The organism is Streptomyces rugosispiralis, assembly GCF_024505145.1.
Lineage (GTDB): Bacteria > Actinomycetota > Actinomycetes > Streptomycetales > Streptomycetaceae > Streptomyces > Streptomyces rugosispiralis.
Genome location: NZ_JANIAA010000004.1, coordinates 131,738 through 156,600, shown reverse-complemented (window position 1 = coordinate 156,600; position 24,863 = coordinate 131,738). Strand labels below are relative to the sequence as shown.

21 protein-coding genes and 1 pseudogene are annotated in these 24,863 nt (G+C 72.9%); 13 read left to right on the top strand and 9 right to left on the bottom strand.

Features of this window, described 5'->3' with window-relative positions:
• Window positions 1-123 precede the first annotated feature (123 nt).
• The 6 genes from NP777_RS09405 (at window position 124) to fxsT (ending at window position 11,324) form a co-directional block, all read left to right on the top strand.
• Window positions 124-2,043, top strand: coding sequence for a sigma-54-dependent Fis family transcriptional regulator (locus tag NP777_RS09405; RefSeq protein WP_256649630.1), 1,920 nt, complete (start codon window positions 124-126; stop codon window positions 2,041-2,043).
• A 66-nt stretch (window positions 2,044-2,109) separates the two neighbouring features.
• The gene (locus tag NP777_RS09400) at window positions 2,110-2,667 is read left to right on the top strand and encodes a hypothetical protein (RefSeq protein WP_256649629.1); all 558 of its coding nucleotides are present in this window, start codon (window positions 2,110-2,112) and stop codon (window positions 2,665-2,667) included.
• Window positions 2,668-2,734: 67 nt separating this feature from the next.
• Window positions 2,735-3,916: a phosphorylase family protein gene (locus tag NP777_RS09395; protein ID WP_256649628.1), complete on the top strand. Its 1,182-nt coding sequence runs from the start codon at window positions 2,735-2,737 to the stop codon at window positions 3,914-3,916.
• Between the two features lie 405 nt (window positions 3,917-4,321).
• On the top strand, window positions 4,322-5,785 hold the full coding sequence (locus NP777_RS09390) for a VMAP-C domain-containing protein (protein ID WP_256649627.1): 1,464 nt from the start codon (window positions 4,322-4,324) through the stop codon (window positions 5,783-5,785).
• Window positions 5,782-6,963, top strand: a complete 1,182-nt coding sequence (locus NP777_RS09385; RefSeq protein ID WP_256649626.1) for an AAA family ATPase — start codon at window positions 5,782-5,784, stop codon at window positions 6,961-6,963. The genes NP777_RS09390 and NP777_RS09385 overlap by 4 nt, the downstream gene beginning before the upstream one ends.
• Window positions 6,960-11,324, top strand: a complete 4,365-nt coding sequence (fxsT, locus tag NP777_RS47715; protein WP_305889558.1) for an FxSxx-COOH system tetratricopeptide repeat protein — start codon at window positions 6,960-6,962, stop codon at window positions 11,322-11,324. The genes NP777_RS09385 and fxsT overlap by 4 nt, the downstream gene beginning before the upstream one ends.
• A 39-nt stretch (window positions 11,325-11,363) precedes the next feature.
• Here the strand turns inward: fxsT and NP777_RS47710 are convergent, their stop codons facing one another.
• The 3 genes from NP777_RS47710 to NP777_RS09360 all read right to left on the bottom strand — a co-directional run bounded on the left by NP777_RS47710 (window position 11,364) and on the right by NP777_RS09360 (window position 13,890).
• Window positions 11,364-13,094: an HEXXH motif domain-containing protein gene (locus NP777_RS47710; RefSeq protein WP_308405066.1), complete on the bottom strand. Its 1,731-nt coding sequence runs from the start codon at window positions 13,092-13,094 to the stop codon at window positions 11,364-11,366.
• Between the two features lie 96 nt (window positions 13,095-13,190).
• The gene (locus NP777_RS09365) at window positions 13,191-13,364 is read right to left on the bottom strand and encodes a hypothetical protein (protein ID WP_256649625.1); all 174 of its coding nucleotides are present in this window, start codon (window positions 13,362-13,364) and stop codon (window positions 13,191-13,193) included.
• 160 nt (window positions 13,365-13,524) lie between these two features.
• Window positions 13,525-13,890 carry a DUF4232 domain-containing protein gene (locus NP777_RS09360; RefSeq protein WP_256649624.1) on the bottom strand — a complete coding sequence of 122 codons (366 nt, stop codon included), beginning with the start codon at window positions 13,888-13,890 and terminating at the stop codon, window positions 13,525-13,527.
• Between NP777_RS09360 and NP777_RS09355 the strand changes: the two genes are divergently transcribed.
• Both NP777_RS09355 and NP777_RS09350 read left to right on the top strand, forming a co-directional pair.
• Window positions 13,883-14,272, top strand: a complete 390-nt coding sequence (locus tag NP777_RS09355) for a hypothetical protein (RefSeq protein WP_256649623.1) — start codon at window positions 13,883-13,885, stop codon at window positions 14,270-14,272. The genes NP777_RS09360 and NP777_RS09355 overlap by 8 nt on opposite strands.
• 277 nt (window positions 14,273-14,549) lie before the next feature.
• A complete protein-coding gene (locus NP777_RS09350; RefSeq protein WP_256649622.1) occupies window positions 14,550-14,969 on the top strand; it encodes a LysM peptidoglycan-binding domain-containing protein in 420 nt (139 codons plus the stop codon).
• 137 nt (window positions 14,970-15,106) lie between these two features.
• On the opposite strand, the gene NP777_RS09345 is transcribed toward NP777_RS09350, so the two are convergent.
• Together NP777_RS09345 and NP777_RS09340 are read right to left on the bottom strand one after the other, a co-directional pair.
• Entirely contained in the window at window positions 15,107-15,376 is a 270-nt protein-coding gene (locus NP777_RS09345; protein ID WP_037952439.1) for a DUF1876 domain-containing protein, read from the bottom strand.
• Window positions 15,377-15,408: 32 nt separating this feature from the next.
• A pseudogene (locus NP777_RS09340) lies at window positions 15,409-16,056 on the bottom strand (phosphoribosyltransferase); the annotation flags it as partial.
• A 125-nt stretch (window positions 16,057-16,181) separates the two neighbouring features.
• On the opposite strand from NP777_RS09340, the gene NP777_RS09335 reads away from it, so the two are divergent.
• Together NP777_RS09335 and NP777_RS09330 are read left to right on the top strand one after the other, a co-directional pair.
• The gene (locus tag NP777_RS09335; protein ID WP_256649620.1) at window positions 16,182-16,421 is read left to right on the top strand and encodes a hypothetical protein; all 240 of its coding nucleotides are present in this window, start codon (window positions 16,182-16,184) and stop codon (window positions 16,419-16,421) included.
• A complete protein-coding gene (locus tag NP777_RS09330) occupies window positions 16,418-17,176 on the top strand; it encodes a DUF72 domain-containing protein (RefSeq protein ID WP_256649619.1) in 759 nt (252 codons plus the stop codon). Before NP777_RS09335 ends, NP777_RS09330 begins: the two co-directional genes overlap by 4 nt.
• Before the next feature lie 54 nt (window positions 17,177-17,230).
• Here the strand turns inward: NP777_RS09330 and NP777_RS09325 are convergent, their stop codons facing one another.
• The 4 genes from NP777_RS09325 to NP777_RS09310 are packed head-to-tail and all read right to left on the bottom strand — an operon-like array spanning window position 17,231 to window position 21,543.
• Window positions 17,231-18,055 (bottom strand): carbohydrate ABC transporter permease, encoded by an 825-nt coding sequence (locus NP777_RS09325; RefSeq protein ID WP_256649618.1) that lies wholly within the window; start codon window positions 18,053-18,055, stop codon window positions 17,231-17,233.
• Window positions 18,052-18,960, bottom strand: coding sequence for a carbohydrate ABC transporter permease (locus NP777_RS09320; protein WP_256649617.1), 909 nt, complete (start codon window positions 18,958-18,960; stop codon window positions 18,052-18,054). Before NP777_RS09320 ends, NP777_RS09325 begins: the two co-directional genes overlap by 4 nt.
• Complete coding sequence (locus tag NP777_RS09315; RefSeq protein WP_256649616.1) at window positions 18,957-20,375, bottom strand: extracellular solute-binding protein; 1,419 nt, start codon at window positions 20,373-20,375, stop codon at window positions 18,957-18,959. The genes NP777_RS09320 and NP777_RS09315 overlap by 4 nt, the downstream gene beginning before the upstream one ends.
• A 31-nt stretch (window positions 20,376-20,406) precedes the next feature.
• Entirely contained in the window at window positions 20,407-21,543 is a 1,137-nt protein-coding gene (locus tag NP777_RS09310; protein WP_256649615.1) for a carbohydrate kinase family protein, read from the bottom strand.
• Window positions 21,544-21,673: 130 nt separating this feature from the next.
• On the opposite strand from NP777_RS09310, the gene NP777_RS09305 reads away from it, so the two are divergent.
• The 3 genes from NP777_RS09305 (at window position 21,674) to NP777_RS09295 (ending at window position 24,824) form a co-directional block, all read left to right on the top strand.
• Window positions 21,674-22,435 (top strand): DeoR/GlpR family DNA-binding transcription regulator, encoded by a 762-nt coding sequence (locus NP777_RS09305; RefSeq protein WP_256649614.1) that lies wholly within the window; start codon window positions 21,674-21,676, stop codon window positions 22,433-22,435.
• Window positions 22,432-23,784 carry a 6-phospho-beta-glucosidase gene (locus NP777_RS09300; protein ID WP_256649613.1) on the top strand — a complete coding sequence of 451 codons (1,353 nt, stop codon included), beginning with the start codon at window positions 22,432-22,434 and terminating at the stop codon, window positions 23,782-23,784. The genes NP777_RS09305 and NP777_RS09300 overlap by 4 nt, the downstream gene beginning before the upstream one ends.
• A 278-nt stretch (window positions 23,785-24,062) precedes the next feature.
• The gene (locus NP777_RS09295; RefSeq protein ID WP_137981334.1) at window positions 24,063-24,824 is read left to right on the top strand and encodes a DeoR/GlpR family DNA-binding transcription regulator; all 762 of its coding nucleotides are present in this window, start codon (window positions 24,063-24,065) and stop codon (window positions 24,822-24,824) included.
• The last annotated feature ends 39 nt before the right edge of the window (window positions 24,825-24,863 follow it).

The following is a 24,863-nucleotide window of genomic DNA, read 5'->3' as shown; positions in this document are numbered from 1 at the left end:
CGTGCCGGCCGGTCTCCCCGGCCCGATCGATGATCGCCGATCGACCTCGATGATCTTGTTCCAGAACCCGGACCCCGAGGTGTCTCATTTCGAAACAGTGGCGCCGTATACGGTGGAGGGGTTGTGACGACCACCGACGACCCCCTGGCCGGCCCGGCCCTCTCATCGCTGCGCCGGGCGCGCGACCGGTTCTTCAGCGGACGGCCACCGGGCGACGGGATCCCCGAGGAGCTCGCCCAAGCCTGGCGGCGGGCGCGGTTCCTCGGCGTACCGCGCGATCTGGCGGCCCCGCCCAGGGTCCGGCCGCCGGTGGACTCCCCACTGCTGGCCGCGGCGCGCCCCGTGCTGGACCGCGTGGCGCCCACGCTGAGCGGTGCGATGGGGCTGGTGCTGGTGGACTCCCGCTGCCGGGCGCTGTGGTCGGGCGGCGGGCGCTGCGCCGGTACGCCCGACGGCATGGCCGGTCTCGATCTGTCGGAGAAGGCGGTCGGGCACAACAGCGCGGCGCTCGCGCTGCGCACGGGGCGCCGGGCCGAGGTCCACGGCCCCGAGCACTTCCTCGATCTGTGGCAGGAGGTGTCGGCGGTCAGCGTTCCGCTGTACGAGCCGACGGCGGGCCGCCCGGCCGGCGCCGTCACCGTGGTGGCCCCGCTGGTCGAGGGCCGCGCCGCCCACCCGGGCGCGGCGCTCGCCGAGGCCACGGCGCACGCGGTCGAGACGGAGCTGCTGGGCCGGGCGCGCCCGCCGGAGCGGGTGCTGCTCGACACGTATCTGCGGCAGCGGGCCGAGGGGGCGGCGGTGGTGGCGCTCGACGGCAGCAGCCGCCTCGTCAGCCCGGAGGCCGCGCGGCTGCTGTCGCCCGAGACGCTGGCGCGGCTGGAGCGGCATGCCACGGCCCTGCTCAGGGACGCGGATACGGGGCCGGCCACGGGGCCGGAGGAGCGCGCACCCGAGGAAGTCGCCGTACCGGACGACGAGATCCCCATGCCGGACGGCGCCGGGGGCGAGATCCCCGTGCCGGACGGCGCCGGGGGCGAGATCCCCGTGCCGGACGGCGCCGGGGGCGAGATCCCCGTGCCGGACGGCGCCGGGCTCACCGTAAGGATGACGCGCCTGGTGCACGAGGGCGAGGTCATCGGGGCCGTGGCCACGGTGTGCCCGGCGGCCCGGCGGGCGGGGTCGGCGGAGCGGCGGGGCCATGGCCGGCTCCCGGGGCTGGTGGGCACGTCCCGGCCCTGGCGGCTGGCCGTCTCCCGGGCGACGGAGCTGGCGCGGGCCGTGGAGCCGCTGCTGCTCATCGGCGAGCCGGGCGTGGGCAAGACCGCGCTGGCCCGCGCCCTGCTCGGGCTGCGGGGCCCGGCCGCGCCGCGGGTCGTCGACGCCGCCGAGCAGGTGCCCGGCGAGGTCCCGCGCTGGTGTCACGCGCTCGCGGAGCCCCCGGGTCCGGAGGGGGACGGCGGCGCGCCGCCGCTGCTCCTGCGCCACGCCGAGCGGCTGGGCCAGTCCGATGTGGCCGCGCTGCTCTCGCTGCTGGCGGAGCGGCCCGCGGTGCCGCTGGTGGCGACCCACACCCCGGGCGCGCCGACCGGCCCGTGTCTGAGCCGGCTGCTGGACATCCTCGCGGCCCGGTCGGTGACGCTGCCGCCGCTGCGCGAACGCGTCGAGGACATCCCGCCGCTGCTGGAGGGGCTTACCCGGCGCCCCTCCCCCGGGCGTCCCCCGCTGACCTGGAGCCTGGACGCCCGCCGGGCGCTGGAGCAGCACGCCTGGCCGGGCAATGTGGCCGAACTCGCCCATGTCGTACGGGAGGTGGCCGAGCGCCGCCGCGCCACCGGGCCGGTGCGGCGCGAGGAGCTGCCGTACGGACTGCGGGTGCCACCGGCCACCCGTCGGCTGAGCGGTATCGAACGGGCGGAGCGCACCGCGATCCTGGAGGCGCTGCGCCGGCACGGGGACAACAAGGCGCGGGCCGCCGAGTCCCTGGGCATCGGCCGGGCCACGTTGTACCGGAAGTTGCGGGCGTACGGAATGGACCAGGCGTAACGGCGGAATCAGTCACCAGGGGGGCCGGTCACACCGGAGCCGGTCATGGGCCGCGGAGGGGGCACGGTGACGCGAGACAACAGCGCCGAGAGCGAGGCGGTCACGGGCAGGCTGCTGATCCTGGAGTACGAGCAGGTGAAGGAGGAGCAGCGGGCGCGGATCGGGTTCCGCGACAATCTGCTCTACGCGACGCTGGCCGCGATGGCGGCCATCATCACCTTCTCCCTGCAGAGCCATGGGCGCCCGGAGCTGCTGTTGCTGCTGCCTCCGGCGTCGGCGCTGCTGGGCTGGGCGTATCTGGTCAACGACGAGAAGATATCGGCCATCGGACGGTATGTCCGGGAGGATCTGGGGCCCCGGCTGACGGCGCTCGCCCCGGGCCGGCCGCCGGTGTTCGGCTGGGAGCGGGCCCACCGCGACGACGGCCGCCGGATCTCCCGCAAGCGGCTTCAGCTCGCGGCCGATCTGCTGCTGTTCACGGTGGCGCCGATCGCCGCGCTCATCGTGTACTGGAGCTCGGAGCCGGTGCGGGCGGTGCTGCTGGCGGTGTCGGTGACGGAGGTGGCGCTGGTCACCGTGGTGGCGGTGCAGATCGTGCTGTACGCGGATCTGCACCGGCCGTGATGCGTGAGGGCCCGTGGGGTGCGTCGGGTCCGTAAGGTGTCGGCAGAGGCAGTGCTAGGGGGGAACCGTGGGCGCTGAGGGCAACGGGGGTGCGGTACGGGCCGATGTGGTGGTCCTGACCGCGCTGGAGGTCGAGTACCGGGCGGTCCGCGCCCATCTGGAGGATCCGCGTCCGGTTCAGGCGGAGCGGGGCGCGCTGTTCGAGCTGGGGGTGTTCCGCGAGGAGTCCGCCGAGCGGACGGTCGCCATCCATATGACGGGGCCGGGGAATCCGGGTGCCGGGGTCTCGGTCGAGCGGGCGGCGGCGCTCTTCGCGCCCCGGGCGGTGCTGTTCGTGGGGGTGGCGGGCGGCGTCAAGGATGTCGCGCTGGGCGATGTGGTGGCCGCCGACGCGGTCTACGACTACGAGACCGGCAAGGACACCGAGACCGGGTTCCTGCCCCGGCAGAAGACCTATCAGTCCGCGTACGGGCTGGTGCAGCTGGCCCGGCTGGTGGCGGCGGCCGACGCGTGGCAGCGGCGGATCCGCCCGGGGGACGGAGCGCCGCGCCCCCGTGCCCATGTGAAGCCCATCGCGGCGGGCGGCCGGGTGGTGGCGCACCACCGCTCGGACGTCGGGCTCAGGCTCGCGGCCGGCGCGGGCGACGCGCTCGCGGTGGACATGGAGGGCTTCGGCTTCCTCGCCGGCGCGTATGCCAATCAGCAGCTGGACGCGCTGGTGGTCCGCGGTATCTCGGATCTGCTCGGGGACAAGGGCGAGGCGCACGACGAGCGCTGGCAGCCGGTGGCCTCCCGGAACGCGGCGGCCTTCGCCTTCGAGCTGATCGGCCGGATCCCGGTGGCGGCGGAGGCCCCGGTGAGGGCGGAGGCCCCGGTGGCGGCGGACGCCCCGGCGACGACCCGGCCACTCGCCGCCACTACGCGGTCCCTCGCCGCCGGTACGCCGCCCGAGGGCCCCCGGCGCCGCGGGCTGACCATTCGTGACCTCGGCGTACTCGCGGACACCCTGCTGGCCGTGCCCGGGATGACCTCCCCCGCGCGCTGGCAGCAGCTGCTCGACGAACTGCCCACCGTCGGCACCGCGGTGGGCCGGCAGTCGGCGAGCCGTGCGGAGGCCCTGTCCCTGCTGCGTGTCTGCGAGGCGCGGCGGGCGATGGGCGAACTGGTGGAGGTGGTCGCGGTGCTCGCGCCGGACGATCCGGCGGCGGCCGAACTCACCCGGCGCGTCGGGGAACTCGGATTGGAGTGACCCTCCTCACCCACCCGCTCGGGCGTGCCCGAGCCCCGGGCCACCCTCCCCGAGCCGTCCCGGGGCGGCGTCCCCCGCGCCGGCTCACCGGAACCGTCCAGGTGGGCCCGTGAGGAGGACGGCCCTCCGCCTCGCGGCCGCCGCGGGCGCGGGCTCCCCGGGCTGCCGCGGGGAGGTGTCCCGGCCCCGGCGGGGCCCGCCCCGGGCGCGGGGGACGGTGCCGCGGACATACTCGCCGGGGGTGTCAGGAGAGGCTCCCGGGGCATACAAGTTGTCCCGGAGTCCGGGCGGGTGGCACTCGCGTGTGACATGGTCTCCGGCGGGATCATCGGCGGCGGGGACCGATGATGCGGCCTCGGGGGAGGGCACGGCATGGCGGCCATGGGGGAAGGTGGCCTGAAATCGGTGGGCAGCCTCGTCACTGCGTTGAAGGAGTTCCGCTGTCTGACGGATCCGGATTTGCGCACGCTGTGCCTTGATCTGGTCGCCATGGAGCTGGAGATGACCAGCGTCCCCGTACGCGCCCACCGGGTGACCGACTACTTCCTGGTGGAGCTGGCCCGCGAATGCCTGGAAAACGTGCGGATCATGCACGCGCTACGCGCGTCCCTCGCGGTGATGGCGGCGGCCGACGAGGACGCGATCAAGCGGCTCGACTCGGTCATGGAGCAGATGACGGCCCGTCCGGCGCTGCCCGAGACCGCCATCGCCAAGCTGCGGTCGCTGCTGGAGGAGCTGGAGATCGAGCAGCTGGGCCAGTTGTGCCGTGCGGCGGCGGGCCCGCTGCAGGACGTCCCCGCGGTCACCGGCCCCTGGCACGCCTTCGAGGTGCTCAGCCGGATGAACGCACAGCCGGGCGGGCTGCCGCCGGGGCTCGCCCTCGTGGAGTACCTCGCGGCGGCGGCGCGCCCGCTGCAGCGGGCCGACACGCTGCGCGAATGGGCCGATGAGCAGGCCCGGGAGCTGGGCCTGACGCCCCAGCTGCGGTCGCTGCGGCAGCAGGTGGGGCATGCCGCACCGACCGGTCCGGTGGACGCCTATCTGGTGATCCGGCTGCTGCCGCAGGAGGAGGCCGGGTGCTACGAGCTCTCGTCCTGGCACCAGTACGACCCCACCGGCTGGCATCCGGTCCGCGGCCCGGTCACCCGGGTGACCGCGGAGACCGCGGAGCGGGCGGTCCAGACGCTGGTCTACCAGGCGGCCGAGGAGTGGGACGACGCCCGGGCGATCCACATCGAGTTCATGCTCGGCCCGGATGACCTGAATCTGCCGGTCCACCGCTGGCGTCTGGAGCTCGACAGCGAGCTGCCCATTCCGCTGTACATGGAGCATCCGGTGGTCGTACGGAGCCTGGAGCGCAGCTGGACCAGGCGCTGGCACCGGGAGTGGAAGCACCGCTGGAACCTCTTCGACCAGCAGCCCGAGCGCGCCAAACAGCTCGTCGTGGACGGCGCGGACCCGGACAGCCCGCGCTCCGGCGACCCGACCGCGCTGCTGGCCCGGCTCAAGGCCGATCCGCAGGTGGTGGCCCTGGTCCTGACCTCGCCCCCGGGCATCACGCCCGAGGGCACCTCGGAGGCGCTGACCGCCTGGCGGGCCGGGATTCCGGTCGTCGCCTGGGACGGCCGGGCGACCCGGGCCGCCGGCTTCGTCCAGCAGCTGGGACAAAAACAGGCCGACGCCAGCGGGAACCTGGCACGGCTCCGCGAAGCCGTGACAGAGTTACGTCTGGACGCCCATACGATCGACTCCGCGGAGCGGGAGCATCACCTGGGGCAACATGTGGTGCTCGTTTGGGACGACCCGACCCGTCCCGTGGAGCCGGCTGGGCGCATGACGGGGCCGGACGAGGGGGTGGGTGGTCGATGAGCGACGAAGAGCCTGCGCGGCGCCACAATGGGCGGGTCCACCAGGATTCCGGTTCCGCCTCGGCCGCCCTGCCGTCCGGGATACCGCGCCCCTGGTGGATCTACCAGGGCACCGGGCGCCCGCTGCACGATGTGAGCCTGGAGGAGATCCTTCCGCCGCCGCCCCCGTGGCGCTCCTTCGGCGGGGTCTCGGCCTGCCCGGTCGAGAGCAACGGCCGGTCCGGCGCGTCATCGGACGCGGACGACGCCCCGACCGAGCCCCCGGCGCCGCCGGAGGACGAGCAGGACACCGCCCGGCGGCTGGGCACGACTCCCCTGAGCGTGCGCTCCGACCCGGAGGAGGCCGACCTCGTCAACGCGGCGCTGATACTGAGGCGTCCCCTACTGGTGACCGGCCGCCCGGGCACCGGCAAGTCCACGCTGGCGTACCGCATCAGCCGGGAGTTGGGCCTGGGCCGGGTGCTGCGCTGGCCGATCACCACGCGTTCGACCCTGCGGTCCGGGCTTTACGGCTACGATGCCGTCGGCCGTGTGCACGCCGCCGCGGCCGGCCAGGCGTCGGAGGGGGACACGCACGAACCCGGACCGGAGGACATCGGTGACTTCCTCCAACTCGGGCCGCTGGGCACGGCGATGCTCCCGCACCGCCTGCCGCGCGTCCTGCTCATCGACGAATTCGACAAGAGCGATATCGATCTGCCCAATGACCTCCTCGACATCTTCGAGGCCGGTGAGTACTCCATCCCCGAGCTGGTGCGCATCCGCAGACGACGCCCGGCCGTATCGGTCCTCACCGACGACCCGGATCGCAGTACCGTCGTCGCCTCGGGGCGGGTGCGCTGCCGCGCCTTCCCCGTCGTCGTCATCACCAGCAACGGCGAACGGGAGTTCCCGCCCGCGTTCCTGCGGCGCTGTCTCCAGCTCCGGCTGCCCGACCCGGACGCGGACCGGCTCGCCGCGATCGTGGCCGCGCATCTGGGACGGGCCGACGATCCGCGTGCGCGGGAGCTGATCCAGATGTTCCTCGAGCGCAGCGAGCGGGAAGGCGGTCTCGCCGCCGACCAGTTGCTCAACGCGGTGTATCTGGTGACGGCCCAGTCACATGTTCCGGGGCCCGAGTGGGAGGAGCTACTGCAGGCCGTCTGGCATCGGCTGGACAGCGCAGCGGGCTCGCCATGACAGACCACCCAGGCGGCAGGCCCGCCGGTCCGGGCCCACGGGACCTCGACTGGCGGCAGCTCGCCGACGCGGTCTGGCTGGCGGTCTGCAAGGCCGAGACGGACCGTGGCCCCGGACGGCCGGACCCCGGCCCCCTCCCCGGGGCACCGGAGGCGGAAGCTCCGCCGCCCGGTGACGAGCCGTCGGACGAGCCGCGGCAGGACCGGTCCGGGGAGCGCCCCACGACCGGACCCGAGGCGGCGCCCGCGGTCGCGGAACCGCCGCTCCCCGCGGAGCTGACCGGCGTCTCCGCACCGCCCGGCGAGGCGGAGCCGGCGACCCTCGCGGAGGTCTTCGTGTCCGCGCGCCGGCCGTCCGCCGACGGGCCGCCGCTGCCCGAGCGCGCCCTGTCCCGGGCGCTGCGGCCGCTCAAGCGCACCTCGCCCTCGCCGGTCGAGATGGAGGTGGACGAGGAGGCCACGGCCGAGCGCGCGGCGCGCGAGGGGCTGTGGGTGCCCGATCTGGTGCCGGTGCGCGAGCGCTGGATGGACGCCGTCCTGGTGGTGGACTGCGGCAGTTCGATGGTGGTGTGGCGGCGGACGGCCGCGCATCTGGTCACCGTGCTGCAACGCACCGGCGCGTTCCGGGATGTGCGGGTGCACCGGGTGAACACCGACCATCCGTTACCCGAGGACGACCGGTCGCCGGTGGCGGGGATGGAGCCGCGCGGCAAGCGGACGGTGCTGGTGCTGACCGACGGCATCGGCGCGGCCTGGGGCGATGAGAGCGCCCAGCGTGCGCTGGCCGGCTGGGCGCGGCACGCGTCGGTCGCGGTGCTCCACGTCTTGCACCAGGGCCGCTGGCACCACACCGGGGTGGCGCCGGAGCGGGTGCGGGTGCGGGTCCCCGAACCGGGCGCGCCCAATGGCACCTGGCGGCGGGCGGACGGCGGCTCCTGGCCGGGCGGCGCGCCACCGGTGCCGGTGCTGGAGCTGGAGGCGCGGTGGATGGCCAACTGGGCGCGGCTGGTGGCCCGCCCGTCGGCGCGCGGCGAGGACACGATGGCGCTGCTGCCCGGGGCGCCCGCCGAGCGCTGGGACCCCGAACCGGAGCCGAGCGCCTGGGACCGCGTCTTCCGGTTTCGCGCCACCGCCTCGCCGAGCGCCTTCCGGCTGGCGTCCCGGCTGGCCGCGGCCCCGTTGAACATTCCGGTGATGGAGTTCGTGCAGGGGATCCACCAGCCGGAGGGCAGCCCCGGCGATCTGGCCGAGGTGCTGCTGGGCGGGCTGCTGCGCAAGGTGGGGACCGCCGACCCGCTGGACGAGACGGGCATCGGCTACGAGTTCCACGACGGGGTGCGCGAACTGCTGCTGTCCGCCGGGATGCGGGACGAGTCGCTGTACATCCTCGGCAGCGTCCTGGACCGGCTGGGCCGGCGCTGGAAACCGCTGCTGATGCTGCGCGATCTGCTCAACCACCCCTCGGGTTCGGTGGGGGACCTTCCCAGAACCGAGCGCCTGCTGCCCTACATCCGCCTCCAGGAGCAGGTCTACCAGGCTCTTTCCGGGCCCTATCTGGAAGGTGCGCGCTCCTTTCGCGCCCTTGTCCTGGCCCATCAGGCGCTCGCCCGCTCGGGGGAAAGCCCGCCCGATCCAGTTGAAGACGCATCACACAGGGGAAAATATGTGGTCTCCGAGGCGGTTGCGGCCATGACTGACTCCACGACTCCCCGACCGGACCCGCTGTCCCAGGCCGACGATTCACCATCCCCGCCGGCGCACGGCTCGCCGGGCCCGGCAGGGGAGCATCTGAGAGGAACATTCGTGTCCGTGACCGCTGCCCGGTCCCTGCCCGCCGTGGAGGAGCGCCAGCCCGGGGAACCCCCGTCCATTTGGGGAAATGTACCGCCCCGGAACAACAACTTCACCGGGCGGCATACGTTGCTCGACACCCTCCACGAGCGGCTCAAGAGCGAGGGCACCGCCGCCGTGCTGCCCGAGGCCCTGCACGGTCTTGGCGGGGTGGGCAAGTCGCAGATCGCACTGGAGTACGTCCATCAGCACGCCGCCGACTACGACGCGGTGTGGTGGATCCCGGCGGAGCGCCCCGAGCAGATCCGCCAGGCGCTGGTCCAGCTCGCCGACCGGCTCGGGCTGCACGCGGGCATGGAGGCCAACACGGCCGTGCCCAGCGTGCTCGACGCGCTGCGCACCGGACGCCCGTGCCGCAACTGGCTGCTGGTCTTCGACAACGCCGAGGAGCTGGAGACGGTTCGGCCGTTCTTCCCCGCGGGCGGGCCGGGCCGGATCCTGGTCACCTCGAGGAACGCCCAGTGGTCGCGCGCCGCCCGCACCGTCGAAGTGGACGTCTTCGAGCGGGAGGAGAGCATCGAGCTGCTGCGCCGCCGGGGGCCGGAGCTGCCGCGCGAACAGGCGGACCGGGTCGCCGACGCGCTGGGGGACCTTCCGCTGGCCATCGAGCAGGCGGCCGCGTGGCTCACCGAGACCGGGATGCCGGTGGACGAGTATCTCCAGGTCTTCGAGGACGAGCGGGCCGATGTCTCCACCCGCCGCAATGAACTGCTGGCGGCGGGCGTTCCGGTGGACTACCCCGAACCGGTCGCCGCCGCCTGGAACATGTCGCTGCGGCGACTGGCCGAAACCCATCCCGGTGCGCTCCAACTCCTCCAGATGTGCTCGTTCTTCGCGCCCGAGCCGGTCTCCCGCCGGCTCTTCTCGGGCGTGCGCGGGGTGTCCCTCTCCCCCGAGCTCTCGGAGGTGCTGCAGGACCCGATCAAGCTCGGCCACGCGATCCGTGAGATCAACCGCTACGCCCTGATCAAGATCAATCACCGCAGCAACACGATCGAGATGCACCGGCTGGTGCAGGCCGTGCTGATCGGCCAGATGTCCCCGCAGCAGCAGGCGGACATGCGGCACAGCGCCCATGTGCTGCTGGCCTTCGGCGACCCCAATGACGTCGCCCCCGCGAACTGGGGGCGGTACGCCGACCTCCTCTCCCATGTCCGGGCGTCGCGCGCGATGGAGTGCGATGACAAATGGGTGCGGCAGATGGTGCGGAACCTGGTTCGCTTCCTCCATGTCTGGGGCGACCACGACGGCGCGCTGGAGCTCGCCACCCAGGTGCGCCGGCAGTGGGTGGAGACGCTCGGCGAGGACAGTGCGGAGACGCTGGCCGTCTCCCGGTCCCTGGGCCATGTCCTGACCGTGCTCGGCCACTTCAACGAGGCCCGGGAGCTCAACCGCCGGACGCTGGAGCTCCAGCGCGCACAGGAGGGCGACGACCACGAGAACACCCTGGTGACTCAGGGCGCGGTCGCCGTCGACACCCGCTACCAGGGCGAATACGCCCGCTATGTGGAGCTGGAGAAGGACCGCTGGACCAGGACCCTGCGGCTCGCCGGGGACGAGGACCCGTACTCCATCGCCGCGACGAACGACTACGCCGTGGCGCTGCGCGCGGCGGGGGACTACGAGCGCGCCCGGCAGCTGGACGAGAGCGCCCGGCGCACCGCTGGTCTGGTGCTCGGCGAGGACGCCCTGCTCACCATCCTGGTGGAGGCCAACCTCAGCATCGACGTCCGCGAGGGCGGGGACTATCTGGCCGCCCGCGACATGCTGGAGCAGACCTGTAGCCGCGCCCGCCAGTTGTTCCCGCCGAACACACCCACCGTGGTCTACGCCCTGCGTAACCTCGCCGTGGCGCGCCGCAAGGCAGGCGACCACGAAGGCGCGCTGGACCTCAGCCGGGAGGTGCTGGAGCGCTACCGGCTGCGCTACGCCGAGCCCAACCTCCACATCACCAACACGGCCCTGGCCCTCTCGATGGATCTGCGGCAGACCGCCGATCTGGAGGGCGCCCGTGAGCTGGGCCGGAAATGCCTCGACGAGATGCGCGTCCTGCTGGGGGAGCGGCATCCGGCGACCCTGGGCGCGGCGGTCGACCTCGCCGTGACGCTGCGGCTGCTGGGCGAGACGGATGAGGCGCTGGCGCTGGACAAGGAGACGCTGCCGGTGCTCGTCGAGCAGCTGGGGGCCGACCATCCCACGGCGCTGGCGTGCGCCATCAACACGGCCAGCGACCACTACACCCTCGCGGACTACCAGGAGGCCCACGACCTGGACACCACGACCCTCGCGGCCTGCCGGTCCCGGCTCGGTGCGGACCACCCCACCACGCTCGCATGTGCGGTCAACCTGTCGGGGGATCTGCGCGCACTGGGCGAGGGCAGGCGGGCGGAGGAGCTGCACCAGGACGCGCTCGGCCGACTGCGCCGGGTGCTGACGGCCAACCACCCGGCGACGGTCGCGGCGGCCCGCGGCATCCGGGCGGACTGCGATGTGGAGTCGATCTCCATCTGAGCCGTCGGCCGCCATCTGAACCGGCGCCCGCGTCGCCGTTCACCCGCGCGTACGCGTCCCGATCCACCGCGCCAGCGCCACCGGATCGGGACCCGTGCCCGGTGCGGTGCGCAGCTCCCGGTGGACGGCCAGGGCCAGTTCGGGGTGGTTCAGCAGCGTCGTCCTGACCGCGCCGTCCGGCTGGCCGAGTGCGAGCCCCGCCCATGCCTCGATGTCGTCCGGGTCCGCTTCCAGCCGGGCCCGGTAGCCGCGCTGCGCGGCCGTGGTGTCCCCCGCGGCCCAGTCGAGGTCGGCCGGGTCGGGGGCGTCACCGCCCCCCGGCAGCCCCGCTCCCCCGCCCTCGCGCAGCCGGGCGAACGCCGCCGGATCCGCGAGCCGGAGCCGGGCCAGCGCGGGGCGTGCCGGCGCCTCGGGGCGGGTCGGCCGGACCGAGGTCCCGGGCAGTTCCCCGGGAGGGTCGGTCCGCTCCCGCCAGGCCCGCGCCCAGCGGGCGGTCGGCTCCGGGTCCGCCGCCAGGTGGCGCATGCGGTGGACGAGCCGGTGGTCGTGGATCAGGTCGGACGCCAGGCGCGCCGGTACGGAGGGCACCCGCTGGGCGAGCCACAGGGTCAGTCGCTCCTCCAGCCGGCGGAGGAACTCCTCGCCCCGGGGCGTCAGTTCGGCGTGTGCGAAGAGCGTACGCAGCCCCGAGGCGGTCTGTGCCCGGCGCAGGGCGAACTCGAACGCGGCGGTGTCCCGGGCCGGGCCGGGCTCGGCGCGCCGCAGCCGGTCCCACCAGAATCCGGTCACGCCCAGGAACGCGTACACCCCCTGGAGGAGCCCGCGCAGGGGTCGCGGGTCCGGCCGCCAGGGCGCGTAGTGGATCTCCTCCAGGCCCCCTTCGATCAGGGGCACCAGGTCCATCAGGGCGCTGAGTTTGATGTGCTGGGCCTCGTGCACCAGCGCGGCAGCGAGGGTCAGTGGGTCCGTGGCCCCATTGAGCAGCACACAGCCGTACGCCTCCGGCGATGAGGCGCTGAACGGTTCGGGCCAGGCACCGTACGGCACGGGCACGACGGAGGACAGGCAGGCGCCGATTCCCCGCGGGTCCACCTGACGCTGCTCCGAGATCAGCCGCCACGCATTGCCGAATCTCTCCTGCCAGCCCTGCCACTCTTCGTCGCCGAGCCGCTCGGGCTCCCGGATCCGGAGAAAGTCGCGATAGGGGTCGAGGTCGTCGGCAAGGGGGGCACACACAATCCCCTCGTGTTCTCCGCGCAACCGCCGCAGTCCGTGCCAACCGGGAGCGTCCTCGGAGAAGTCGGCGGGCAGCGTCACCGAATACGGGCCGGATAACACCACCGCCTTCCGGTCGTTCATGACGACCTCGGCGACATCGGTGGTGTCCGGAATGCGGGCGAATCCCAGGGCCGGCAATATCACCCCGCGCTCGTGCACGGGAACGGCCCCGCGAAAGTCGATTCCGGCGAGAAGAGCGGCCGAGGCGGCTACGTCATACAGATAACCCACCGCGCTCCACAGCGGCTCGTCCCCCGATTCCAGACCGCGCAGCCTGCGCAAACAGCGGTTGAGCCACACGCCTACGGGAGGGTGCAGCAGCAGCGTCTCCACGGCGGCCGGGGAGCGGTGCTCGGCCCGAATCAGCAGGTGCCAGGCGTCCCGGGGCGGGGGAAGAGGGCCGGGCAGGGCGGGGTGCGCGGAGGCGATGTCCACCAGGGCGCGCAGCAGCAGCATGGCCCGGCTGCGCTGCCCCGATCTCAGTTCGGCCACGGCCGAGGGGCCGCCCGAACCCCGCGCCAACTCGGCGAAACCCCCCGCCGATAAACGATGGTTGAGGCCCCGCGCGACGGAGGACGTCATAGCCGCCTAACTCACGCAGGGGTCCGACGACGACGCGTTGGCGATCGTCGGCGGGCGCTGGACGATGTCGAGCAGCCGCTCCGTCACCGCGGAAATCCCTTCGTGCCGCTCGAGGTCTTCGAGTGTCGCCCCCGAAAGGTCCAGCAGCTCCGTCTCGACCTCGGTCGCGACTCGCTCCATGACACCGTCCCCCTCCGGACGCTCCCTAACGGCTCATATGAGGCATCCCTATGGTGGCCTACCCCTAATGATTGCGAAAGGGCGAACACGGCCAGTCGGCACCTGCGTTGTCAAGATTTTCGGACACTTCCGCGCGCCCGGGAGCCCCGATATGCCGCTGTCATCCCCCCGTTCCGGATTGCGTCGTCTCGACCTCGAACACGCCTCCGCACACCCGGAACGACCGGGCCGGGACGGTCATCGCGTCGAAGGAATCCGGCGGATAGACCCGGATCCGCGCGGCGGTACGCCGGCACGGGGTGTCGCTCATGCCCTCGTTGAGCGTGTGCAGACTGCTCGATGCGCTGGCGCCGGGCGGCAGGGAGACCGGGGAGCGCGTGGGGCCGCGCCGGGTGGCGGGGTCGCCGATCACCGCGCCGGTGGAGTCGAGCAGCGAGACACCCGGATATCCGGTGAGGGTGCAGGTCGTGGTGGACCTGTTGGTGAACACCAGGGGCAGATACACATTACCGGCGCCGATGTCCATCCGGCCGACCGCCAGCGTCAACTGCGCCTTGGAGCAGACGCGGCGCGCCCCGGACGCGGCGGCGGGCCGCGAGGAGGGCGGGCGCGAGGGTTGCGCCGAGGGCGGAAGGGACTGCGCGGTGCGCGAGGCGGGCCGTTCGTTCCGGGAGGAGCCGCTCTCGGCAGAGGCGGAGGAGGCGGCCGAAGGGGAGGAGGGTGGCGCGGCGGAGGAGGCGGAAGTGACGGACGAGGCGCGCCGCGCGGAGTCCCCGTCCCCGGTGTCGCTGCCGCACGCGGTGACCGTGGCCAGCGCGCCGATCAGCACGGCGCATAAGACGGGCGGCCGGGACCGCGCCGCCGTCCCGCGTCGAGTCGTGCGCCGAGGAGCCGAGCCGTTCCGTTGACTCATGAGCGACCTCCCGAGGTCAGCCGTCTGCCGGGGCCACCGGCATCGAGGGCGGGTGCCCCGATGCCTCCCGTGCATGCCCCCTCTTGGGTCTCCCTTCCCCGCGCGCGGGCTGTTATGTCCGGGGCACATTGATCGCGTCGGCGCTCAAATTCCTCACATTGGATTCTCTACCGCAAACACCCGAACGCCTTGTCCACGCCAGAACCCTGGGATTACTGTTCGGCAGCCATCGCACTCGCCAACCCCCCTACCAGGACAGGAAGAAGGACTCCATGGCCGCACGCGGACGTCATCGCCGGCCCCGGCCCCACCGTGTCTCCCGCGCCTCGCTCGCGATCACCGCGGGCGGCGCCGGCGTCGCCCTGCCACTCATCGGCATCGGCCAGGCGAACGCCGCCTCAGCCCCCACGCCCAGCTCGCCGGCCCCGGCCGCCACCACCGTCTCGGCGGTCCCGACCACGAGGGCCGAGCCGCTGCTCATCGTCCCGAAGGCCGTGCCCGAGCCACCGGCCAAGGCCCAGCCCCGGGCCGGGTCGTACACCGTCGTCGGCGGCGACACCCTCTCCCGGATCGCGGACCGGGAGCGAGTGGCGGGCGGCTGGGAGCGGCTCTACGAGATCAACCGCCAGGTCATCGGCGCCGACCCGGATCTGATCCGGCCCGGCCAGCGGCTCACCCTCGGCCACCGCTGAACGAGCCCGCACACGGGCAGTGCGCACGCGTGCGTGTGCCCGCACACGGGCAGTGCGCACGCATGCGTGCACGCACACGCACAGGAGCCTCCGCCCGCGGTGGTCCACCGCGGCGGACGCTCCCTGGCCTCCACGGCCTACATCACCAAATGCGCCTTGGAATGGGTGACTTCCTCAATGTCGCCGCCCGCCTTGCCGATCAGCCGGTGCGCCAGATTGGTCAGTGCCCGCGCCGCCGCGATCTCCTCGCCGACCCTCGGCTGTGCCGGGTCGTCGGGGTTGCGGTTGGCGCGGCCCTGGGCCAGCATCTCCGTGCCGTCGTGCATCCTCAGCCGGACGACCGCTTCGGTCAGCGGGCCGATCTCACGAAACTCCATCTGAATGTCGCATCCCACGATCGTCTCCATCGCGCTCACCTCCTGCGTCACCTTCCAGGATGCGCCTCCCCGGTCTCTCCGGTCGACCGGGACAGCAACTCCACCACCTCGTCGTCCCCGGTCTGCGAGAAGTCCTCGTACCACTCCCCCACCGCCGCGAAGTCCGAGGGGGTGGAGAGGGCGACCACCTCGTCCGCGTCCTCGCGCAGCGCGGCGACCGCGTCCGGCGGCGCCACCGGCACGGCGAGGACCACCCGCGCGGCGCCCTGGGCCCGTGCCACCCGGCAGGCGGCCTGGGCCGTGGCGCCGGTCGCGATGCCGTCGTCCACGACGATCACGGTCTGGCCCTCGGCCGGGATCCGCGAGCGGCCCCGGCGGAACCGGCGCGCCTTGCGGGCCAGCTCCTCCCGCTCGGTCCGCTCCACCTCGGCGAGGTCCTCCTCATCGGCCCGGCTCATCCGGACGATCGCCTCATGGACGACCCGTACGTCGCCCTCGCCGATGGCGCCGAACCCCAGCTCCCGGTGGTAGGGGACGCCGAGCTTACGGACGATGATCACGTCCAGGGGCGCATGGAGCGCGCGGGCCACCTCGTAGGCCACCGGCACCCCGCCCCGTGGCAGCCCGAGCACGACCGGTTTCTCATCCGCCAAGGGGCGCAGTGCCTCGCCGAGGCGCCGCCCGGCGTCCGTCCGGTCGGTGAAGATCATGGCTCACCCTCGCTCCTGAAAGGACTCATCTCCATATCAAGCCGACGGTGCGCCCGTCCGCAAACCGGCGGTCCCCGGCCGCCGGCCGGGGCGCGCGGATTCCGGAGACCCGGCACCCTGGAGGTATGGAGAACGCCACCGGCCCGGACGAGTCCGGTTACCCCGTCTTCGTCGAGTCAATCGAGGCCGACAGCCGCTACCGGCTGGTGCGGCTGCGTGGCCTGGGATGCGAACCGCTGGAACGGGAGGAGTTCGAACCGCGCGTCCGGCGGGTCTTCCCCGATATCGACCTGTCGGACCCGGCCCAGGTGCACTGGGAGGACCGGCCCGGACAGTGGCCGCCCTGGCATCCGGGCGAGGCATGACCGCTCTCGTCGGCACCTCGGGATGGCAGTACCGGGACTGGCGCGGTGATCTCTATCCCGAGGGCTGTCCGCAGCGGCTGTGGCTGGAGGAGTACACCCGCGCCTTCGCCACGGTGGAGAGCAACAACGCCTTCTACCGGCTGCCCTCGTACGACCAGTTCGCCACCTGGCGGGAGCGGCTGCCCGAGGGCTTTGTGATGGCGCTCAAGGCGAGCCGCTACCTCACCCACATCAAGCGGCTGCGCGACCCGGAGGAGCCGGTGGAGCGGCTGATGTCCCATGCGGCCGGGCTCGGCGACCGGCTGGGCCCGGTGCTGGTGCAGCTGCCGCCCACCCTGCGGGCCGACGGCGAGCTGCTGGACCGCTGTCTGGGCTGCTTCCCCGCCGGGACGCGGGTGGCCGTCGAACCGCGGCACACCTCCTGGTGGACCGAGGAGATCCGCGCGGTGCTGGAGCGCCGCGCGGCCGCGCTGTGCTGGGCCGACTCCGGCTCCCGCCCCGTCACCCCGCTGTGGCGGACCACCGGGTGGGGGTATCTGCGCTTCCACGGCGGCCTCGCCCGCCCGGCCCCGCGCTACGGGCGCCAGGCGCTGGCCACCTGGGCGCGGCGGATCGGGGACACCTGGCCGGCCGACGCGGAGGTCTACGCGTACTTCAACAACGACACGGGAGGGGCGGCGGTGCACGACGCGGCCGTCTTCGCCCGCGCGGTGGCCCGGCGCGGCCGCCCGGTCAGCCGCGCCCCCTCGGCTTAAGGGTCCTCCTGGCGGAGATCCACCAGAGGACCCTGAGCCCGGTGCCCGCCGGGCTCACTCCTTCACCGCCCCGCCCAGCATGCCCTCGATGAACCGGCGCTGCAGGGCCACGTAGACCACGACCACCGGCAGGGCGATGAGCACCGAGGCCGCCGCGAGCAGCGCCGCGTCGGAGCTGTGCCGGCCCTGGAAGAAGGCGAGGCCGAGGGGGACCGTGCGATGGGCCTCGTCGCTGACCATCACCAGGGCCATCAGGAACTCGTTCCAGGTCCACATGAAGGTGATCACGACCATGGTGGAGATCGCCGGGCGGCCCATCGGGACCAGCACCCGCCACAGCGTGGTCCAGGTGTTCGCCCCGTCGATCCGGGCCGCCTCGATGACCGCCCGTGCGCTGCCGCGGAAGTACGTGCGCATCCAGAAGACCCCGAAGGCCAGGGACTGGGCGGTCTGCGGCAGGATCAACGCCCAGTAGCTGTCGGTGAGTTCGGCGTGGCGCAGATCGAAGTAGAGCGGGACGATCAGCGCCTCCTGGGGCAGCGTCAGCCCGATCACGAAGAGGTGGAACAGCACCGTGGAGCCGGGGAAGCGCATCACCCCGAAGGCGTACCCGGCGAGGATGGCCAGCACGGTGGTGGCGGCCACCACGACCACCGTGACCAGCACCGAGTTCCCCAGATAGGTGCCGAAGTGGCCACGGCTCCAGGCGTCGGCGAAGTTGCTCCAGTGCAGACCGTCCTTGGGCAGTGAGAAGCCGGTGTCCAGGGAGTTCTGCGCGCCGAAGGCCGTGGTGAGGATGCCGATCACGGGGGTGAGCGCGATGACGGTGAACAGGGCGAGGATGCCGTAGGTGACGTTGCGTTCCAGGCGTGTGGTCATGCCCGCCGCCCTTCCACGAGCCGGGAGACCGTGACGGTCAGGACGAAGATCAGGACCGTGAGGGCCACGCCGACGGCGGCGGCCGAGCCGACCTGGTTGGTCTCGAAGGCCCGGTGGTAGACCTCGTAGGCGGGCACGGAGGTGGCGTTTCCTGGGCCGCCGCCGGTGGTGATGTAGATCAGGTCGAAGTTGCGCAGCCCCGCCACGATGGTCAGGGTCAGCGCCACCGCGATCTGCGGCCGCAGTCCGGGCAGGGTGACGGTGCGGAACTCGCGCAGCGGCCCGGCGCCGTCCATCCGCGCCGCCTCGTACAGCTCGCGCGGGATGCGCTGGGCCCCGGCGAGGAAGAGGACCATGCACAGCCCGGTGCCGACCCAGGTGCCGACGACGCCGACGGCGGGCAGCGCCCAGGTGTAGTCGCCGAGCCAGGGGCGGGCGAGGCCACCGAGGCCGACGGCGCGGAGGGCGTCGTTGAGCAGCCCGTCGGGGGCGAGGATCGAGCGCCAGGCCACGCCGACCACGATCAGCGCCAGGACCTGCGGCAGGAACAGGACCGTACGGAAGAAGGTCATCCCCCGGACCCGGGCCCGGGACATCACGGCGGCCAGCAGCAGCCCGATGGCCACCGGCAGGGCGGCGTAGAAGAGGAGCAGCAGCAGTGCGTGGAGGAAGGGGGCGCGCAGGCTCGCGTCCGTGAACAGCGCACGGTAGTTGTCGAATCCGGCGGGGGTGGCGACCGTCAGCCCGTCCCAGTTCACGAACGACAGCCACACCGACTGCCCGAAGGGGTAGAGCAGGAAGACAGCGTACACGATCAGCGCGGGCAGGATGTAGAGGTAGCCGATGGCGCGCGGCTCACCGGGGGCGCGGCGGCGGTAGGCCCTGGTCAGGGCGGCGAGCCTCATCGGGGCCCGGCCGAGGTGTGCTGCTCGCGCTGCTTCTTCATGAAGGCCCCGTAGTCCTTCTGGAGCGTCGCGGCGAAGCTGTCCGGGGAGGTCTTGCCGCTGACCACGCCCTGGAGGGCGGCCGAGAGGGTGTCGTAGAAGGTGGGGGTGGAGTAGTCGAGGTACGGGACGAGCCCGTCGGCGGCGCTCAGCCGCTTCCACCCGGCGATCATCTGGCCGTCGACGCTGTCCGGGCTCACCCCCGCCGCGGCCCTCGCGGGGACGGCGGGCAGCACTCCGTGCCGGGTCATCACGTCCGCGGCGTGTGCGTCGGTGAGGAAGTCCAGATAGGCGGCGGCCACCTCCGGGTGGCGGGAGCGCGAGGTGATGGACCAGGCCAGGCCCTGGCCGCCGGTGGTCACGGGGTCGCCGCCGGCCTTGGCGGGCGGGGGCGGCATGATGCCCAGCCTGTCCCCCATGGGCTTCTTGAGGTCGGCCAGTTGCCAGGTGCCGGTCAGCAGATACGCGCCGTCGCCCGAGGCGAACTTCTTGGCCGCGTCGTCGTAGCCGAGGCCGTTGGCGCCGCCGGGCAGATAGCCGCGCTTCGCCCAGTCGGCGAGGGTGGCCGCGGCGTCCTTGGTGGCGGCGTTGTCGAAGCCGTCGCCGCGGCCGAGGACGGTGTCGCGGGCACCGGCGGCGCCGAGCTGGTCGTGCAGCACCCCGAAGGTGTGGATGGCGGGGTACTTGTCGAGGTTGCCGAACTGGATCGGCAGCTCGCCGCGGTCCTTGAGCCGGGCCAGCCCGTCGGTGAACTCGCCCCAGGTGCGCGGGGGTTGGAGCCCGGCCCGCTTCAGCACGCCCTTGTTGTAGTAGAGGCCGATGTACTCGCCGGTCTGGGAGATGCCGTACAGCCGCCCCCGGCCGAAGTCGTCGCCGTCGGCGGAGACCCGGTTCAGATTGAGCAGGGTGGCGGGGTAGCGGGTGTTCCAGTCGTAGATCCCGGCGTAGTTGTCCAGCGGGGCGAGCAGCCCGGCCCGGACGAAGGCCACCATGTCCGGGTAGCCCTGGTTGGCCTGGATGACATCGGGCGGATGGTTGCCGGAGACGGCCAGCTTCAGGGTGGTCTTCAGATCGGTGAAGCTCCGGGCCACCCGCTTGATCCGCACATTGGGGTACTTCCGCTCGAACTCCCGGTTCAGCTGCTGTATCTCGCCGTTGGTCCCGCCGCGTATCTCCTGGTCCCACACGGTCAGCGTGGTCTTTCCGGCCTTCGCCGGATCGGGTATGGCGGTGGCCGCGCCGGTCCCGGCACCGGCGGCCCCCGAGCCGTCGGTGCCGGGGACGCACCCCGCGGCGAGCAGGACGACACCGATGGCGAGCGCGGCCGGGACGGCTCTGCCGCGTGGCCGGCGCGCCCCGGTACGGGCGAGTTCCATGGGGTTCTCCTCGATGCGGTGATCAGGACCGTCAGGACCGTTGGGCACTGTCATGCACCCGGAAACCGATGGTGGGCAGGGCCCGCAGCCGCGCACAGCCGCGCACCCGGTCCGGGATCAGATCGCCCAGGAAGCCGTAGCGGCGGGCGAGTCCGGCCGCGTCCGCCCCGCCGTCGGCCGCCCGGCGCGCACGGTGCCACCAGGCGGCCACCTCCGGCCAGCCGGGCGCGGCCAGGGAGCCGCCGAAGTGCTGGACGGAGAGGGCGGCGGTGAGGTTGGCGAAGGCGAGCCGGTCGGCGAGCGGCCAGCCCGCGAGCGTGCCGGTCATGAATCCGGCGACGAAGACATCGCCCGCCCCGGTCGGGTCCAGCGCGTCCACGGACAGTCCGGGCACCTCGGCGCGCTCCCCGGTGAGCGAGTCGATGGCCACCGCGCCCTCGGCGCCCCGGGTGACGACGGCGATCGGCACCAGCTCCGCCAGGGCGCGCACCGCCCGCTCGGGGCTGTCGGTGCGGGTGTAGCGCTGGGCCTCGGCGGCGTTGGGCAGGAAGGCGTGGGCGTAGGGCAGGTCGGGGAGCGCGGCTGGGTCCCAGCGCCCGGTCTCGTCCCAGCCGACATCGGCGAAGATCTTGCTGCCCCGGGCCTGCGCCCGGCGCACCCAGTCCTCCTGGCGCCCCGGTTCGAAGGTGGCCACGCAGGCGCGGGAGCGGGGCGGCGCGCCCCGGACGGCGGGCGGCGGGGCCGGGTGCTCATGGGTGACCATGGTGCGCTCGCCCTCGTACGCCATGGAGACGGTGACCGGGGAGTGCCAGCCGGCGACGCGGCGGGAGGGGGTGAGGTCCACGCCCTCGCCAAGCGCCAGGCTCTCCCAGCAGTAGTCACCGTAGACATCGGTGCCGAAGGCGGCGGCGAGCGTGGTGTGCAGGCCGAGCCGGGCCAGGGCGGTGGCCATGTTGGCGATGCCGCCGGGGCTCGAGCCCATGCCGCGCGCCCAGGACTCGGTGCCGCGGACGGGGGCGTGGTCGAGCCCGGTGAAGATGATGTCCAGGAACACGGTGCCGGTGAGGTAGACGTCGTGCTCGGGATCCGTGGAGGCGCGCAGCGCCGCGAGCGGGTCGATCGGTTGGATCGGTTGGATCGGATCGGGGGTTCCGGCCGTGGTGCTCACCGACGTGCCTTTCCTTGTGCGGCGGGGCCTGTTCGATGTGATGTGAGCGACACCTTGCACCGCACCCGGGATGAATGCAAGAGGTCGATCAGAGTCGCGCACACTCGCTCATCTGCAGTACGTTGCCGCCATGCTGCGAGAGAGCCGCCACGAGAAGCTGCTGAGCATCCTCGGCGAGGAGGGCGTGCTGCCCATCGGGGAGATCGCCACGCGTCTCGGCGTCAGCGAGGCCACGGCCCGGCGGGACATCACCGAGCTGGGCCGGGCGGGCCGGCTCACCCGGGTCTACGGCGGCGCCGTGGCGGCGCCCACCCAGGACGAGGAGCGCCCGTTCAGCGAGGTGGTGGTCGACGACCTGGCCGACAAGGAGGCCGTGGCCCGCGCCGCCGCCGATCTGGTGGCGGACGGCGATGTGCTGCTGCTGGACATCGGCACCACCACCCTCCAGCTCGCCAAGCTGCTGCGCGGCCGTCCGGTGACCGTGGTGACCAGCAATCTCGCGGTCTACGACGAGTTGCGCGACGACCCGCGGGTGACCCTGATCCTGCTGGGCGGGCAGGTGCGCGCCAACTACCGCTCCGTGGTCGGCTTCCTCACCGAGTCCAACATCCGCCAGCTGCGGGTCGGCCGGCTCTTCCTCGGCGCGAGCGGGGTGCTCCCCGACGGCAGCGTGCTGGACAGCACCCATGTGGAGGTGCCGGTCAAACGGGCCATGCTCGGCGCGGCCCGGGAGGTGGTGCTGCTGGTCACCGCGGGGAAGTTCCCCGGTGACACCGGCCTCGCCCGGATCTGCGGACCGGAGGGCATCGACACCCTGATCACCAACAAGACGTCCGACCCGGCGACGCTCGCGGTGTTCCGCGAGGGCGATGTGGAGGTAGTGACCGTATGAGGCTGACCGTGCTGGGCGGCGGAGGGTTCCGTATGCCCCTGGTGTACCGGGCGCTGCTCGACGACACCGGGGACGAGGCGGGGCGCTGCACCGAGTTGGTGCTGTACGACACCGACCGGCGCCGGCTGGACGCGATCCGCGCGGTCCTGGCCGAACAGGCCACGGGCCGCCCCACCGCCCCCGAGGTCCGGGCCACCACCGACCTCGACCAGGCGCTGCGCGGCGCCGACTTCGTCTTCTCGGCCATCCGCGTCGGCGGTCTGGAGGGCCGGGCGAACGACGAGCGGATTCCGCTCGGCGAAGGGGTGCTGGGGCAGGAGACCGTCGGCGCGGGCGGGGTGCTCTACGGGCTGCGCACCCTGCCGGTGGCGCTGCGGATCGCCGAGCGGATCGCCGCCGTGGCCCCGGACGCCTGGGTCATCAACTTCACCAACCCGGCGGGCATGGTCACCGAGGCGATGCAGCGGGTGCTCGGGGACCGGGTGATCGGCATCTGCGACTCCCCGGTCGGCCTGTGCCGCCGCGCCGCGCGGGCGGTCGGCGCCGATCCGGACCGGGCCACGTACGACTATGTGGGCCTGAACCATCTGGGCTGGCTGCGCCGGGTGATGGTGGACGGCCGGGACCGGCTGCCGGAGCTGCTCGGCGACACCGGCGCCCTGGAGTCGTTCGAGGAGGGCAAGCTCTTCGGCGCCGAGTGGCTGCGGGCGCTCGGCGCGCTGCCCAACGAGTATCTGCACTACTACTACTTCAACCGGGAGGCGGTGGCCTCGATCCGGCAGGCCCCGGCCACCCGTGGCGAATTCCTCCGCGACCAGCAGGCGCGCTTCTACCAGACGGCGGGCTCCGGCGCGCCCGGGGCGCTCAGGGAGTGGGAGCGCACCCGGCTGGAGCGTGAGGCCACGTACATGGCGGAGAGCCGCGAGGCCACCGGCGGCTGGGAGCGCGACTCCTGCGATCTGGACGGCGGCGGCTACGACCGGATCGCGCTGGCCATCATGCGGGCGATCGCCCGCGATGAGCGCGCCACGCTGATCCTCAACGTACGCAACCGGACGGCGGTGCCCGGTCTTGACGAGGACGCCGTGGTGGAGGTGCCCTGTCTGGTGGACGCGGGCGGGGCACGGCCGCTGGCCACCGGCGCGGTGGCGCCGGACCAGCTCGGCCTGATGCTGTCGGTCAAGGCGGTGGAGCGCTCGGCCATCGAGGCGGCCACGACCGAAGCGGGCAGCGATTCGGGCATCGCCCGCGATGCCGCCCTGCGGGCCCTGGCGCTCCACCCGCTGGTGGACTCGGTCAAGGTCGCGGGCCGGATTCTCGACGCCTCCGGGGCCATGGCCCGCCCTTAGCACATGTCCGTTCGGGCATTCCCCAGTATCTGAACCCGCCCGGACGGGCTCCGTTCACGCCCTCTTTCGGCGATCGGGCGAGAAACGGGCCCGCCAGGTGGACAATCAGGCGGCCGAGTTCCTCACCGTCCGTTGCCTAACCCGCTCCGACCTGCTCTTATAACGGTTGTGAAACGGGCGCATACGGTCACGATCTCTGTGGTGCCAAGACTGGCTTCCCCTGTTGCGCGCTTGTAAAACTGCCACGCAAGCCGAAAGACCTAGGCAGGAGGTGCGGCGTGGACGCGGAGGAACGCCGTCGGGAGATCCTCGACACGGCTCGCCGTGCCGGCGTCGTGGACGTCGGCAAGCTCGCCGCCGACCTCGGGGTGTCCAAGGAGACGGTGCGCCGCGATCTGCGGGTCCTGGAACAGCACGGACTGGTGCGGCGCACCCATGGCGGCGCCTACCCCGTGGAGAGCGCCGGTTTCGAGACCACCCTCGCCTTCCGCACCACCATGCACGTACCGGAGAAGTCGCGGATCGCGACCGCGGCGGCCGATCTGCTGGGCGATGCCGAGACGGTCTTCATCGACGAGGGATTCACCCCGCAGCTGATCGCGGAGGCCCTGCCCAGGGACCGGCCGCTCACCGTGATCACCGCTTCCCTCACGACCGCCACCGGCCTCGCCACCCGTGACAACACCACCGTGCTGCTCCTCGGCGGCCGGGTGCGCGGGGGCACGATGGCCACCGTCGATCACTGGGCGACGCATATGCTCTCGGGCTTCGTCATCGACCTGGCGTTCATCGGCGCCAACGGCATCTCCCGCCAGTACGGCCTGACCACCCCGGATCCGGCGGTCAGCGAGATCAAGGCGCAGGTGGTGCGGGTGTCCCGGCGGAAGATCTTCTCCGGGGTGCACACCAAATTCGGAGCCGTCAGCTTCTGCCGGTTCGCAGATGTCTCGGACTTCGAAACGATCGTGACCGACACAGGTCTGCCGCTGACCGAGGCACACCGCTATTCGCTGCTGGGCCCCCAGATCGTCAGGGTCTGACGCCCCTTCCCCCGCTGTTTTTCCTTCCCCACGTCCCTT

What these genes read in the sequence shown, in the direction of transcription:
- NP777_RS09385 (WP_256649626.1), top strand. Translation starts at nt 5,782, where the DNA reads ATGAGCGACGAAGAGCCTGCGCGGCGCCACAATGGGCGGGTCCACCAG.
- fxsT (WP_305889558.1), top strand. Translation starts at nt 6,960, where the DNA reads ATGACAGACCACCCAGGCGGCAGGCCCGCCGGTCCGGGCCCACGGGAC.
- NP777_RS09365 (WP_256649625.1), bottom strand. Translation starts at nt 13,364, where the DNA reads ATGGAGCGAGTCGCGACCGAGGTCGAGACGGAGCTGCTGGACCTTTCG.
- NP777_RS09355 (WP_256649623.1), top strand. Translation starts at nt 13,883, where the DNA reads ATGTCCATCCGGCCGACCGCCAGCGTCAACTGCGCCTTGGAGCAGACG.
- NP777_RS09360 (WP_256649624.1), bottom strand. Translation starts at nt 13,890, where the DNA reads ATGGACATCGGCGCCGGTAATGTGTATCTGCCCCTGGTGTTCACCAAC.
- NP777_RS09350 (WP_256649622.1), top strand. Translation starts at nt 14,550, where the DNA reads ATGGCCGCACGCGGACGTCATCGCCGGCCCCGGCCCCACCGTGTCTCC.
- NP777_RS09345 (WP_037952439.1), bottom strand. Translation starts at nt 15,376, where the DNA reads ATGGAGACGATCGTGGGATGCGACATTCAGATGGAGTTTCGTGAGATC.
- NP777_RS09335 (WP_256649620.1), top strand. Translation starts at nt 16,182, where the DNA reads ATGGAGAACGCCACCGGCCCGGACGAGTCCGGTTACCCCGTCTTCGTC.
- NP777_RS09330 (WP_256649619.1), top strand. Translation starts at nt 16,418, where the DNA reads ATGACCGCTCTCGTCGGCACCTCGGGATGGCAGTACCGGGACTGGCGC.
- NP777_RS09325 (WP_256649618.1), bottom strand. Translation starts at nt 18,055, where the DNA reads ATGACCACACGCCTGGAACGCAACGTCACCTACGGCATCCTCGCCCTG.
- NP777_RS09320 (WP_256649617.1), bottom strand. Translation starts at nt 18,960, where the DNA reads ATGAGGCTCGCCGCCCTGACCAGGGCCTACCGCCGCCGCGCCCCCGGT.
- NP777_RS09315 (WP_256649616.1), bottom strand. Translation starts at nt 20,375, where the DNA reads ATGGAACTCGCCCGTACCGGGGCGCGCCGGCCACGCGGCAGAGCCGTC.
- NP777_RS09305 (WP_256649614.1), top strand. Translation starts at nt 21,674, where the DNA reads ATGCTGCGAGAGAGCCGCCACGAGAAGCTGCTGAGCATCCTCGGCGAG.
- NP777_RS09300 (WP_256649613.1), top strand. Translation starts at nt 22,432, where the DNA reads ATGAGGCTGACCGTGCTGGGCGGCGGAGGGTTCCGTATGCCCCTGGTG.